Raw genomic sequence first — 13,229 nt, forward strand, 5'->3', positions numbered from 1 at the left:
AAAGGTTTAATTTTAAATGAGGTATATCAATTCGTTTACAATACTACTTGATTTTGTTGCCATTCCAAAATTTTAATTTTTATTAGAATTTGTATTTTAAACTCGTCATTACTTGGCGTGGCGCAATTGGATTCACACTATAATTTTCATGAACGGTATAATTCAATTCGTTAGTTATATTAGATAATTTACATAATATTGAAAATTGTTTCCAAGTATAACCTGCTGATAAATCTATTGTGGTGTATCCTTCCATTGGAATTTCTCTGTCATAAATACCATTAGGTAACGATGCGTCAATTTGATTGTTCCATCCAGCCACTCTTTCTCCGATATAGTTTCCTATGGCTCCAAGGGAAACCCCTTTTAATGCGCCTGCCGGCAAGGTGTAGAAAAAGCTTAAATTAGCGGTGTTTGCAGGCGTTCTTGCTAGACGATCTCCTTCTATAAAGCTTCCTTTTAAACCAGAAGTTTTGGTAAAACGCATGTCATTATAACTATAACCAGCCATAATATTCAAACCTTCAACTGGTTTTGCAGTAATATCTATTTCTACTCCTTTACTTTTAGTTTCGCCGCTTAAAACTTTTACTGCTGCATCTGTATTGTTTGATCCATCGGCTTTAAATTCGGCTGTTTGTGCCAAATTACTATTGGTAATCTGATAAAGAGTTACGTTTGTGCTTAAGAGTCCTTTCCAGAAATCTTTTTTAACACCCACTTCATATTGATCTATAACGGAAGGTTTAATTGCTTTTAAATCAACAGTTGTTCCTGAATTTGGAGTAAAAGAGTTTGCATAGCTTGCAAATAATGACATTTCTTTTGTCGGCTGAAACACAAGTCCTATTTTTGGTGAGAATGCTTGGTCTGCACGTTTTGGAGCTTCTATGATTATAACAGGACTCTTAGTTAAATCATATGTGTTAACTTGCGCTTCTTGCCAAGACCAACGTATTCCAGCTAAAACCTTGAATTTTTCGGTAACTGAGATTAGATCTTGGGCGTAAACTCCAAAACGGTTCGTGTCTGTTTTTACTATTTTAGTATTCTTACCATCTGGGATTGCTCCTCCTTGATTGAAATTATCAAAATCAAAAATATTACCACTACCATAAGTCGTAGGATTAAATATAAAGTTATAGGCTTGTAAAAATGAGTTTTCTAGATCCACACCTGTGAATAATTGGTGTTTTACTTTCCCTGTTGTGAAATTTCCTTGCAAACTTATTTGTTCTCCAATAATTTGTTCCAAGTTATTGTTTTGTCCCAATGGTCGTTTCCAATCTCCATTAGCTGCAGGTTGAATACGTTCCGTTGCTTTAGAAGTTCTGTTGTAATCTTGGAAAGAAGAATTGAAATTTAATTCCCAGTTTTTATTGAAATCATGGCTTACCAATCCTGAAACACTAGCTTGTTTGGTTTGTCCGTTAGACCAAGTCGCTCCTAAATATAGATTGCGAGGAAGATTTGCAATTTCTTTACCAATTAATCCTGTACCAAAATCGGGTGTCCAATTGTCTTTTAAATAATCTCCTTGTAACGTAATTTCTGTTTTATCACTCACTTTGAAAAGAAAAGAGGGGTTGATATAATAACGTTCTTTTTTTACTATATCTCTAAAGCTTTCTGAATTTTCATAAGAACCTGTAAAGCGGTAGGCGATAATTTTATTTAGAGGACCATAAATATCGATTGATGGTTTGTAAAAGGAATAGCTTCCCATTTGCATTCCTATTTCTCCGCCTTTCTTGAAGGAAGGTGATTTTGTTACCATGTTTAAAATACCTCCTGGAGCGACATTTCCATATAATAAGGCTGCACTACCTTTTAGTATTTCTACTTTTTCTAAAGAAGAAACTTCTGGAACTGAGCCGCCATTTAAACGAAAGCCATTTTTAAACATATTGTTCGATGACATATCGTATCCTCTAGACCAAAATGTTTCTTGTGCTCCACCACGAGCGGAACCAACGTAAACTCCATTTACATTTTTTATCACATCGCTCAATCGTATACTTTGTTGTTGCTCTATAATTTCAGCACCAATTATTTGTACACTTTGTGGGATCTCCATTGGTTTTAAACCTGATCGCAAAGCAGAAACCGGTTTTTTTTGTTGATTTTGTGTTATAATAACTTCTTTGAGTATTCCTCCTTTTTTGTTTTTAACGGTATCAGAAACGGTATCAATATTTTCAATAATATTTGAGTTTTCAGAAGCGTTTGCTGTTTCTTGTGCTTGTGTAGAAAGGCAGAATAGTAAAGTTAATGTGGGGAATAAAATATATTTCATGTCGTTTATTTGGAATAATTAAAAATAACGGTGCAAATATAAAACCCACATTTGAATTAAAAAAACTTATTTAGATTAAATATGAATAATAATTTAAACTAATTTTTATTGAATTGAAAATCAATTTTTTATGAATTGAAATTTTGATTTAATCCAAGTATATGACAATGATTTTGAAACGCTTTTATAGTTTCCAATGTAGAAATGTTAAGTAAAACTTTCTTTTTTAATTCGATTTTAAAGAGGTGTCTTAATTTTTTTGAGCAAATTGTGTCGAATTAGAAGCACTGTTAGACGATTCCAATTAAGACCAGTTTTTTGTAGCTTAGATGCTGAATGCTAAATATTTTTTGAATTCATAATATTTTTTTACCGCGTGAAATCATTATTTCTAAACGGAAAGATTAATCCAAAAAATATTGAAATAAGAGTTTTAAAAAGAAATGGTTTTTACCGATAAATATGGATTTTGTACAAAATTAAATTTCTTTCTATTCTAAATACTTGAAGTGTATTTATGTGGTTTGAACTTTTAAAAATATTCTTCCATGCGTTTGCCACACATCTTTTTAGTCAAGCTTGAATTGTAGTTTGCAAATTCCAAAATAGCGATAAACTTAATTAAACATGGTCGTTCAAAATTTTATAAACCAATTCCTTAGTGGGTTTTTGATCTTTTAATTTTTCTCTGACCACATCAAAAGTTACTTTAAAATCGCAGCCCGATTTATAATGGCTGCAACCATAAGCGGTTTTCCCTTTGATAACCGTTCCGTTTTGACATTTTGGACAAGGCAAAGCATCTGAAGGGGCTTTATTTTCTGTTGATGGAGTAGGAGGTGCTGTTTTCTTAGGTTCTAATTTGAGTTTGAAGTTTTCATCAAAACGAAGTAGACCTTCCACAATGCCTCCATCGGTTTTAAAATCTTTTAAATTTACCGTAGACCCTTTTTGAAGTAATCGCAAGTATTGAATCTCTGATATTTTTTTTCCTGCAAATGTAAAGGGCAATACAAAATCGCAGCCTGCTTTATAATTTCCACATCCGTAGGCCGATTTCCCCTTTACAAGTGTCCCTTTTTTACATTTTGGACAAACTTCGGCCATAATTCCTGCTGCTTTCTTTTTCTCAACGGTTGCCTCTTGTTTTTGAATACTTCCTGCATGCGAAATATTGGCGCGCGTGGTTTCGCTTCGTACTTCATATACCAAAGCTTCGACCATGCGTTTCATATTGTTAATAAATCCAGCGGCGCTATACGTCCCTTTTTCAATATCTTTCAATTGCTTTTCCCAAGATCCCGTCAGTTCAGCTGATTTTACCAAATCATTTTGAATGGTATCAATAAGCCGAATTCCGGTTGGCGTTGGTAATACCTGTTTTTTATTTCTAACAATGTATTGGCGTTTGAAAAGTGTTTCAATGATATTAGCCCGTGTTGATGGACGCCCAATACCATTTTCTTTCATCAATTCGCGTAAATCTTCATCATCCACTTGTTTTCCTGCAGTTTCCATGGCACGTAATAAAGTCGCCTCCGTGAACTGATTGGGTGGTTTGGTTTCTTTTTCTAAAAACGAGGGTTGGTGTGGTCCTTTTTCGCCTTCGACAAAACTCGGCAAAAGATCGGCTTCTTTTTCTTTGGCATTTGGGTCTTCAAAAACAACTCGCCATCCTTTTTTTAAGATTTCTTTTCCTGTGGTTTTGAAAACTACATCGGCTGCTTTTCCTATTACTGTAGTATTGGCTACCAAACAATCATCATAAAAAACGGCAATAAATCGCTTGGTAATAATGTCATATACCAGTTGCTGATTGTATTGTAAATTAGTTTGAATCCCCGTTGGAATAATCGCATGGTGATCCGTTACTTTTTTATCGTTGAAAACTTTAGTCGATTTTATAATTTTTTTCCCTAATAGCGGTTCCGTTAATGAGGAATAATTGGTTAGCTTTTGAAGAATACCGGCTACTTTTGGGTAAACATCGTTTGGTAAAAAAGTGGTGTCAACTCTAGGGTAGGTGACTACTTTTTGTTCGTACAAAGTTTGAGCAATTTTCAAAGTTTCATCTGCCGTAAACCCAAACTTCGTATTGCAATATACTTGTAAGCCGGTTAAATCAAACAGCTTTGGGGCAAACTCATTGCCTTTCTTTTTTTCGATAGAAACAATTTCAAAATCACTTTCCTTGACTTTATTGGCTAAAATTTCTCCGTCTTCTTTTTTCAAAAAACGTCCTTCTTCATAACTAAAAAGCGTCTCTCTATACAAAGTCTGCAGCTCCCAATATGGTTGCGGTTTAAAATTTTCAATTTCCTTAAAACGATCCACAACCATGGCTAATGTTGGGGTTTGTACCCTTCCAATAGATAATACTTGTTTATAGCCGCCATGTTTTACGGTGTACAAGCGCGTAGCATTCATACCCAATAACCAGTCGCCAATGGCTCTGCAAAATCCCGCATAGTACAAATTATCATAGTTGGATGATGGCTTTAAGTTTTCAAAACCCTCTTTGATGGCTTCGGTAGTTAAGGAAGAAATCCATAAGCGTTTCACTTCGCCCTTATAATTGGCTTCATTCATGACCCAGCGTTGTATCAATTCTCCTTCTTGACCAGCATCCCCGCAGTTGATGACCAAATCAGCTTTGTCAAATAAACTTTTTATAATTTTAAATTGCTTTTGAATACCGGAATTCTCTACCACTTTGGTTTCGAATTTTTCGGGAAGCATGGGTAGGTTGTTCAAATCCCAACTTTTCCAATGCGGTTTATAATCATTAGGCTCTTTCAAGGTACATAAATGACCAAAGGTGTAGGTTACAATATAGCCATTGCCTTCGTAATAACCGTCATGTTTGGTATTAGCGCCCAAAACGGATGCGATTTCGCGTGCTACACTTGGTTTTTCTGCAATACAGACCTTCATTTTATCCTACTGATTTGAGACCGCAAATTAGGAATTTAGAAATTGGTAATAAAGAGAAATTTTATGGAGTTATGAACGAGCTCCAGATGGGAATAATAAAATCAGCTTTTTTGAGTAGCGTTTTTTACTTTTTTTGAATCATTATTATTCCAAATACAAAACGACTTTGCTTTATTCAAGCAAGGTCGTTTCTATGAAGTGTAGTAATTATTTTTTTTATTTAGTTCGTAGCATTATATATTTCTCTGTGCTTGGTTTTCCTTGTAGTATCCCAGAGATTTCGGTTACTAAACTGTCATCGGCGATTTGGGTGTAAATGATTTTTTTAGGGTAATCATGTTTTGGGTTCTCAAAAAATAATTGTTTTTCGGTTGAATTGGTGAGTTTGAAAGTAACCGGTTTGTTGTTATTTTGTCCTTTTACAGTTGCGTTGTAAGTTAATTGTTCTCCTTTTTGGTTCAGTAGTATGGATTCAAAATGAACGGTGTCTTTTCCTTTTATAAAATAAGAGTTTGCGTGGAAAGTACTGTCATTTACTTTTTTCCAATTTTCCGAGAGATTTCCATCTAGTGTTTTATTTTCCCAGTTTCCCAGAAGCCAACGGGATAATTTGATTTTATCTTTTTCATTGGAATCAGAATTTTTGCAAGCGAAAAAAGATAAAAATAATAAGATAACCGTGGCTTTATTTTTCATGTGAATTGTAACTAAAGGGTTTATTGAAAACAATGCAAAATTATGAAAAAGACTGCAACTAGCCCAGATAAAAGCGGTATCCTTTTTAGGGTTGAATGACAGAGGAATTTAACCCTAAAAAGATATAGCGGATAGCTGGAAATAGCTCCAAAAAAAACTGTCGGGAAACTAGACTTAACTATAAACTATTTTTCGTAATTTTGCACTCCAAATATAAGGACTAAGAATATGTTAGATAGACTTCAAATAGTAAAACAACGTTTCGATGAGATTTCGGATTTAATCATCCAGCCAGATGTTATTTCGGATCAGAAGCGTTATGTGCAATTGAATCAAGAGTACAAGAGTTTAAAAGCTTTGGCAGAAAAACGCGATGAATATGTAATTTTGATGGCGAATATCGAAGAAGCAAATGAAATAATAGCTGATAATAGTGATGCAGATATGACCGAAATGGCCAAAATGCAGCTAGACGAAGCAAAAGAAAGATTGCCAGAATTAGAAGATGAAATAAAATTCATGTTGATTCCAAAAGATGAAGAAGACGCCAAGAATGTTATGGTAGAAATTCGTGCGGGAACAGGTGGAGATGAAGCCAGTATTTTTGCCGGAGATTTATTTCGTATGTACACTAAATATTGTGAGAATCGCGGTTGGAGAACCTCGGTTGTGGATATGAATGAAGGAACTTCGGGTGGTTTTAAAGAGGTGATTTTTGAAGTTACAGGAGAAGACGTTTACGGAACTTTGAAATTTGAAGCTGGAGTACACCGTGTACAACGCGTGCCACAAACGGAAACTCAAGGTCGTGTTCATACATCGGCAGCGACCGTAATGGTGCTTCCGGAAGCTGAAGAATTTGATGTGCAAATCGATATGAACGATGTTCGTGTGGATTTTTTCTGTTCCTCTGGACCAGGCGGACAATCAGTAAATACAACAAAATCCGCTGTTCGATTGACGCACATTCCAACAGGATTGGTGGCGCAATGTCAGGATCAAAAATCGCAACATAAGAATAAAGATAAAGCGATGGGTGTTTTGCGTTCCCGTTTATACGAACAGGAATTAGCCAAAAAACAAGAAGCAGATGCCACTAAAAGAACTTCTCAGGTAAGTTCTGGTGACCGTTCCGCTAAAATACGTACTTACAATTATGCACAAGGTCGTGTAACGGATCATAGAGTAGGACTGACTTTGTACGATTTAGGAAATATCATGAATGGGGACATTCAGAAAATCGTTGACGAGTTAGCGCTAGTCAATAACATGGAGAAACTCAAAGAAGCCAGCGAGGTATTTTAAATAAAAAAAAGTGAAATTCGTTTCACTTTTTTTGTATTCCTCGGGACCTTAAAGGGGAAATGTATTTTTATAAAAATAAGCTATTGAAGCCTATATTTAGTTTTGAAAACTATTTATAGGCTTCAATAATTTTATAGCTTACGAAGTCATTATCAGCCATTAATTTTATTGTTTTTTTAGCTTGAGCTTGAGAAATAGTGTAACCACTTGCGTATCCAGTTGCTGTATTTATTTCCCAGAAGTAAACAGTTTTGTCTGTTTTTTTGATAATCTCACTTCTTTTTTGTTTTGAAATGGTAGTTGCCTCCGTTTTTTCGATTGGATTTGCGAACAAAACTGTTGTTGCAATTAATGCTGCTGATAAGATAAAGTTTTTCATGTTTTTTATTTTTACTTTGTTAGATTAACGGTGCAAAGGTGTGGCAGGTTTGGATTTTTTTTGTTATATAAATTTTTAATTTTCTTACATAATTAGCTCTTATTTATTTGAAAATCAAATGCTTTTAATCTAAAATATTTCGGAGTCTTTCCTGTATCTATGTCAGCATTTGCAATAATTGCAAGTAAGGATTCAGAATAAAAAAGATTGAATAATATATATATTATCACTGATTTTTTTTAAGTTGTAAATCCTCTAACCCTTTCGGGGTTTTTTTTATAAATTTGCTGTTCACAATTTAAACAATGACAACACAACAACTAATAGACCAAATTCAAACCAAAAAATCGTTCCTGTGCGTAGGACTCGATGTTGATTTGAATAAAATTCCGCAGCATTTATTAGAACTGGAAGATCCAATTTTCGAATTCAATAAAGCCATAATCGATGCCACTCATGATTTGGTAGTTTCATATAAACCCAATACTGCTTTTTATGAAGCTTACGGAATAAAAGGGTGGATGTCGTTGCAAAAAACGATCAATTACATCAACGAAAATTATCCCGATATTTTCACGATTGCCGATGCAAAACGGGGTGATATAGGGAATACGTCTTCCATGTATGCCAAAGCTTTTTTTGAAGATTTAAACTTCGATAGTGTTACGGTGGCGCCTTATATGGGGAAAGATTCAGTGGAGCCTTTTCTGGCTTTCGAAAATAAACATACCATAATGTTGGCTTTAACGTCAAACGAAGGCGCATTCGATTTCCAAACCTTGAATATTAATGGTAAGGAATTATACAAACAAGTGCTGGAGACCTCTAAAACTTGGAAAAGCGCTGAAAACCTGATGTACGTTGTCGGGGCTACAAAAGCGGAGTATTTCACTGATATTCGTAAAATTGTGCCAGACAGTTTCTTGCTTGTTCCTGGAGTGGGAGCACAGGGCGGAAGCTTATCCGAAGTTTGTAAATACGGAATGAATGACAATGTAGGATTGCTTATCAATTCATCTCGTGGGATTATTTACGCTTCAAACGGAACTGATTTTGCCGAAAAAGCAAGAGAAGAAGCGTTGAAAATGCAACAGGAAATGGAAGGATTAATTAGTTTAAAGTTTAAAGTTTAAAGTTTTTTTATAAAATTTTTTGAATTCAATGGGACTTAATTTTAAACCATTAAGAAATTAAGTATCATTAAGCTTGCCCAAAGATTAGAATAGAAAATTTTGTGCCTTAATTTTTCTATTTTTCTTAATGGTTAAATCTTAAAATGGAAACAATTTGCAGACATTATGTTTAAACTTTATAATCCTTAATTTTTCTTAATTTCTTAATGGTGAAAAAGCTTTCAACTTACTCATCAATATTATCAACTAGAAACTTGAAACAAAAAAATCTAATAGATCAACTTGGAACCTCCCACACATTTGAAACTTCGCCTATGCGAATCATTTCTCTTGTTCCATCACAAACGGAATTGTTGTATGATTTAGGTTTGGAAGATAGAATTATTGGAATCACTAAATTCTGCGTGCATCCGTATCATTTTAAGTCCACCAAGAAAATAGTTGGCGGGACCAAAAAAGTGCATTTTGAGAAAATCAAATTGTTACAACCTGATATTATCATTTGCAATAAAGAAGAAAATACACAAGAAATAGTTGAGCAATTACGCAAGATTTGTCCAGTTTGGGTTACTAATATCATCACCATTGAAGATAATTTCCAAATGATTTCTGATTTTGGTCAGCTATTCAATTGTAGAACCGAAGCACAAAAATGGAACGATAAATTGGCTTTTGCCTTGAGCGATTTTAAAAACTTCGTCAAAGATAAACCGGTACTGAAAGCGGCTTATTTTATTTGGAAAAATCCTTATATGGTAGCTGGTTCAGACAATTTTATCGATGAATTATTGAAACTGAATCACTTTCAAAATATCTACCAAAACAAGGGACGCTATCCGGAAATTGAACTCAAAAAAATGCGTTTAGAAGGCGATCCGGATTTGGTTTTCTTGTCTTCAGAACCCTTTCCTTTCAAAGAAGATGATGCTTTTGAGATAGGGCGACATACCCATCATGCCAAAACGGTGTTTGTTGACGGTGAAATGTTTTCTTGGTATGGAAGCAGATTGCTAAAAGCGTTTGAGTATTTCAAGAAATTGCATCTAAAATTATGATTCACATTCTTCCAGGACTAATTCCTCTATAACAGTTTCAGTAGGCGTTTTTTCAATATTAAAATTTTGCTCAAAAAGTGTTTGGTATTCTTTTTGGAGCTTTTCTATTTCACTTTTCTCTTTCAGTAATCCAGTCATGGGTGTAATTTTTTACAAATTTACGTTTTGTAAATAATAATTCCGCATTATTATTTGTTAAGAATTGAATTTAAAATTATTGTTCTATTTTTGCAAAAAAAAGGCGTGATCAATTACTCCATATATGAGAACAAAAACAGCAAGGAATGGGTAACCTTTGTCCATGGTGCTGGTGGGAGTTCGTCTATATGGTTCAAACAGATTCGGGATTTTCAGAAACAGTATAATGTATTGTTATTGGATTTAAGAGGTCACGGAGAATCAAAACCTACGTTAAAAACAGCTTTCAAGCAGAAATATACTTTTTCGGCTCTGGCCAATGATATTCTCGAAGTTTTAAATCATCTTCAAATCGAGAAGTCTCATTTTGTGGGGATTTCGTTAGGTACAATTTTGATTAGACAATTGGCAGAAATGTATCCGGAACGAGTACAGAGTATGATACTTGGCGGTGCAATCTTAAAAATGAATTTCCGCTCGCAGGTTCTAATGCGATTGGGGAATATGTTCAAATATGTGTTGCCTTACTTAGTTTTATATAAATTTTTTGCCTTTGTGATTATGCCTAAAAAAAGTCACAAACAATCTCGATTGCTTTTTATAAACGAGGCTAAAAAATTATACCAAAAAGAATTTATAAAATGGTTTAAACTCACCGCCGAAATAAATCCGGTGCTAAGATGGTTTCGCCAAGTAGAATTAAATATCCCAACCCTTTACGTTATGGGGGAGGAGGATTACATGTTTTTACCTTCCGTTCGGAAAGTTGTGGAGAACCATTACAGATCTTCTAAATTATTTGTAATCGAAAAATGCGGACATGTTGTAAATGTGGAGCAGCCTATCGCTTTCAATGATGCAGTCCTTTCTTTTCTCAATGCGGCTAAATAAAAAATGCCTGTATCACAGAGATACAGGCAGTTCTTTAACTAACCAAAACCAAAATAATAAATAACCAGTTTATTACTCTGCAAAGATCATATATTACTATATGTTTTGCTGTTAAGATTTTGTTATTACTTTGTTGTATATAAGTTAAGATTTTTAACTGTAGCTATATATTTTAATTTCAGGCATCTAACCTACGTCCTCCACTTTAAACTAATTGATTTCGCGCCTTTAATTTTTTCTGTTCGTTGCAAATATAAAGTGTTATAATTGTTCATTACTATTGGAATATAAAAGCTATCAATTTTTTATTTATGTGGTAGTAATCAGACCGATTTTATTGTAAACTAGTAAATTGTAGTAATCGGAAATCACATGAAAAAGTATTCTATACGAAATGAAATAGTGAAAACCATAGTCTTCCGCATTTTCAAAACAACATAATCTAGGTAGATTTATACGTTTAGGGACCAATTGTAATTTTTAAGAAAATACCACCGTTTTATTGTTGTAAACCATCGTTTTTCGTTCCGCATGCAACTTAATAGCTCTAGCCAGAACCATGCGTTCTAAATCACGCCCTTTCATAATAAAATCATCTATGGAATGACTGTGTGAAACTCTCGCAATATCTTGCTCAATAATTGGTCCTTCGTCTAATCCCTCCGTAACATAATGACTGGTTGCCCCAATAATTTTAACCCCTCTTTTAAAAGCCGAATGATAGGGCTTAGCCCCAGGAAATGCAGGTAAAAACGAATGGTGAATATTGATAATTTGATTTTTATAAAGTGCAATTAATTCTGGAGTTACAATTTGCATATAACGCGCCAAAACTATAAAATCAATATTATATTCTTTCAATAAATCCATTTGCTGTTGTTCTCCTTGAGCCTTAATTTCTTTGGTAAAAGGAACATAACGAAACGGAATATCAAAACGTTCTGCAACTGGTCTTAAATCTTCGTGATTACTAATGATTAAAGGAATTTCAAGCGGTAATTCTCCCGCGCTATATCGTCCTAAAATGTCATATAAACAATGATCATATTTAGATACAAACAAGGCCATTTTGGGTTTGTGTTCCTGAGTGTAAATTTCCCAAAACATATTAAACGGAGTCGCTAAATTGGTCTGGAAATCCTTTTTTATAGTTTCAATATCCCAGTTTTTAGCACTGAATTCGCATTCCAAACGCATAAAAAAAACATTCTCGTCCGCGTCAACATGTTGGTCTAAATAAATAATATTCCCGTCAATCGAAGCAATATAATGAGTCACAGAGGCAATAATCGCCTTCTGATCTTCACAATGTATGAGTATGGTAATTTTTTGCATTTTAGTATTTTTAGTGTTTATCGTGATGTATTTCAGGAGCTGTTTCCTGCTATCCGCTAAATCTTTCCTTGTCTCGTCTCGTCTTTTGGGACCAGACGAGACAAGGAAAGGATACCGCTTCTATCAGGGATAGGGCATTGCGTTTATCAATAATTTTTTTCAAAAATAACGGTATATCTTTTATAAAAAAAATTGAATTTAGCGGTTTAATGTTCTAAAAATAGAAATGTTTTTACACTAGTTTTTGTCCTGTAAAGCAAAAACTTTTTGCAATAAAAGAGAAGTTCTGGAAGCCAAATTTGTTCTGATATTTTTTTCTTCCACTGCAACCATTTTAAAAACGCCATTCATGGCTTGATTAGTCACATAATCAGTCAAATCAGGATTTACTTTGTTGATCAACGGAATGCTATTGTATTTAGTGATAATGTTTGCCCATACTTTGTCAGCACCTACTTTGGCAAACGAATTTTTAATAACGGGGTTGAATTTTCCGTACAAAGCCGTTGAAGTGCTATTTTGTAAATAATTAGTTGCAGAACTTTCATTTCCCAGCAAGATTGTTTTAGCATCGTAAAAAGTCATGTTTCTAACCGCATCAACAAATATTGGCGTAGCTTCTTTTACCGCATCTTCGGCAGCACGATTCAAAACTCTCAAACCTTCATCAGCTAATGAGTTCAAACCAATTTTTCTCAAGCCGGCATCCACTTTTCTCAATTCTTCCGGCAATAAAATTTTCACCGCTTCATTTCTGTAAAAGCCATCTACCGCGGTCAATTTCGTCACTTGTTTCGAGATCCCATTGTTCAAGGCTTCCCTCAATCCGCCTGCAATATCAATACCTCCCATTCCTTGGGTTTGCGGCAATTGATTAAGAACTTGTTGCATTTCGCTACATCCAAATAAGGAGAAGGCAATTAAAAACAATACAATTTTTTTCATAACTTTATATTTAATTGATTTTTTCAAAGATAAGCAAACACTATGCCTTTTAGTAGTATAAATATTAAAAAGAGGATAATAACCATTGTTTTTAATGAAATAAATGGTTTAAAATCAATATA

11 protein-coding genes are annotated in these 13,229 nt (G+C 34.2%); 4 read left to right on the top strand and 7 right to left on the bottom strand.

Annotation, left to right across the window (positions count from 1 at the left end):
• Positions 1-82 precede the first annotated feature (82 nt).
• From H4V97_RS13890 to H4V97_RS13900, 3 genes are all read right to left on the bottom strand, one after another.
• Positions 83-2,296, bottom strand: a complete 2,214-nt coding sequence (locus tag H4V97_RS13890) for a TonB-dependent siderophore receptor (protein ID WP_209550014.1) — start codon at positions 2,294-2,296, stop codon at positions 83-85.
• 621 nt (positions 2,297-2,917) lie between these two features.
• A complete protein-coding gene (locus H4V97_RS13895) occupies positions 2,918-5,230 on the bottom strand; it encodes a type IA DNA topoisomerase (RefSeq protein ID WP_209550015.1) in 2,313 nt (770 codons plus the stop codon).
• Between the two features lie 216 nt (positions 5,231-5,446).
• Complete coding sequence (locus H4V97_RS13900) at positions 5,447-5,926, bottom strand: DUF6265 family protein (RefSeq protein WP_209550016.1); 480 nt, start codon at positions 5,924-5,926, stop codon at positions 5,447-5,449.
• Between the two features lie 228 nt (positions 5,927-6,154).
• Here H4V97_RS13900 and prfA point away from each other — a divergent pair, with 228 nt between their 5' ends.
• Positions 6,155-7,231: a peptide chain release factor 1 gene (prfA, locus tag H4V97_RS13905; RefSeq protein WP_196850697.1), complete on the top strand. Its 1,077-nt coding sequence runs from the start codon at positions 6,155-6,157 to the stop codon at positions 7,229-7,231.
• Between the two features lie 109 nt (positions 7,232-7,340).
• Here the strand turns inward: prfA and H4V97_RS13910 are convergent, their stop codons facing one another.
• Positions 7,341-7,610 carry a hypothetical protein gene (locus H4V97_RS13910; RefSeq protein ID WP_209550017.1) on the bottom strand — a complete coding sequence of 90 codons (270 nt, stop codon included), beginning with the start codon at positions 7,608-7,610 and terminating at the stop codon, positions 7,341-7,343.
• 305 nt (positions 7,611-7,915) lie between these two features.
• Here H4V97_RS13910 and pyrF point away from each other — a divergent pair, with 305 nt between their 5' ends.
• Positions 7,916-8,743, top strand: a complete 828-nt coding sequence (pyrF, locus tag H4V97_RS13915) for an orotidine-5'-phosphate decarboxylase (RefSeq protein ID WP_196850699.1) — start codon at positions 7,916-7,918, stop codon at positions 8,741-8,743.
• Between the two features lie 314 nt (positions 8,744-9,057).
• Positions 9,058-9,798 carry an ABC transporter substrate-binding protein gene (locus tag H4V97_RS13920; RefSeq protein WP_245345239.1) on the top strand — a complete coding sequence of 247 codons (741 nt, stop codon included), beginning with the start codon at positions 9,058-9,060 and terminating at the stop codon, positions 9,796-9,798.
• Here H4V97_RS13920 and H4V97_RS13925 read toward each other — a convergent pair.
• Positions 9,793-9,936, bottom strand: coding sequence for a hypothetical protein (locus H4V97_RS13925; protein ID WP_196850700.1), 144 nt, complete (start codon positions 9,934-9,936; stop codon positions 9,793-9,795). The genes H4V97_RS13920 and H4V97_RS13925 overlap by 6 nt on opposite strands.
• Positions 9,937-10,041: 105 nt before the next feature.
• Between H4V97_RS13925 and H4V97_RS13930 the strand changes: the two genes are divergently transcribed.
• On the top strand, positions 10,042-10,827 hold the full coding sequence (locus H4V97_RS13930) for an alpha/beta fold hydrolase (RefSeq protein ID WP_209550311.1): 786 nt from the start codon (positions 10,042-10,044) through the stop codon (positions 10,825-10,827).
• Between the two features lie 480 nt (positions 10,828-11,307).
• On the opposite strand, the gene purU is transcribed toward H4V97_RS13930, so the two are convergent.
• Both purU and H4V97_RS13940 read right to left on the bottom strand, forming a co-directional pair.
• Positions 11,308-12,162, bottom strand: coding sequence for a formyltetrahydrofolate deformylase (purU, locus tag H4V97_RS13935; RefSeq protein ID WP_209550019.1), 855 nt, complete (start codon positions 12,160-12,162; stop codon positions 11,308-11,310).
• A 237-nt stretch (positions 12,163-12,399) separates the two neighbouring features.
• Positions 12,400-13,107, bottom strand: a complete 708-nt coding sequence (locus tag H4V97_RS13940) for a DUF4197 domain-containing protein (protein WP_196850702.1) — start codon at positions 13,105-13,107, stop codon at positions 12,400-12,402.
• Between the last annotated feature and the right edge of the window lie 122 nt (positions 13,108-13,229).

It is taken from the genome of Flavobacterium sp. CG_23.5 (assembly GCF_017875765.1).
Taxonomy (GTDB): domain Bacteria; phylum Bacteroidota; class Bacteroidia; order Flavobacteriales; family Flavobacteriaceae; genus Flavobacterium.